Origin of the sequence: Litchfieldella qijiaojingensis, assembly GCF_014651875.1 — a bacterium.
Lineage (GTDB): Bacteria > Pseudomonadota > Gammaproteobacteria > Pseudomonadales > Halomonadaceae > Litchfieldella > Litchfieldella qijiaojingensis.
This window is the reverse complement of the sequence record NZ_BMXS01000084.1, coordinates 1-693: the sequence shown is the minus strand read 5'-3', so window position 1 is coordinate 693 and position 693 is coordinate 1. Positions and strand designations below refer to the sequence as shown.

Annotated in this window: 1 protein-coding gene; it reads left to right on the top strand. The window is 69.4% G+C overall.

Going from position 1 to position 693, the window contains the following annotated elements; genetic code table 11:
• On the top strand, nt 1–693 hold a 693-nt coding region (locus IE093_RS22340; protein ID WP_229803916.1), incomplete at both ends, for a methyl-accepting chemotaxis protein.

Below are 693 nucleotides of genomic sequence, written 5' to 3'. Positions count from 1 at the left end.
CGGCGCGGTACGCAACGTCGCCTCCGGCAGCCAGGAAATGGCCGCGGCCTCCGAGCAGCTCAGTCAGGGCGCCACCGAGCAGGCCGCCTCCGCCGAGGAAGCCTCGTCGTCGATGGAACAGATGACCGCCAACATCAAGCAGAACGCCGACAACGCCAGCCAGACCGAAAGCATCGCCCGCGACGCGGCCAACGATGCCGAGGCCTCGGGCCGGGCCGTGACCGAGGCGGTGGGCGCGATGGAGACCATCGCCGAGAAGATCCTGATCGTCCAGGAGATCGCCCGCCAGACCGACCTGCTGGCGCTCAACGCCGCGGTGGAAGCGGCACGCGCCGGCGAGCACGGGCGCGGCTTCGCGGTGGTCGCCGCCGAGGTGCGCAAGCTGGCCGAGCGCAGCCAGGCGGCAGCGCTGGAGATCTCCGGACTGTCCGGCGATACCGTCAAGGCCGCCCGCAGCGCCGGGGACATGCTGACCAAGTTGGTGCCGGACATCCAGAAGAGCGCCGAGTTGATCGCCGAGATCTCGGCGGCCAGCAACGAGCAGAATGCCGGCGCCTCACAGATCAACGTCGCCATCCAGCAGCTCGACAAGGTCACCCAGCAGAACACCTCCGCCGCCGAAGAGATGTCGGCCACCGCCGAGGAACTCTCCAGCCAGGCCGAGCAGTTGCAGGCCGCCATCGCCTACTTCCG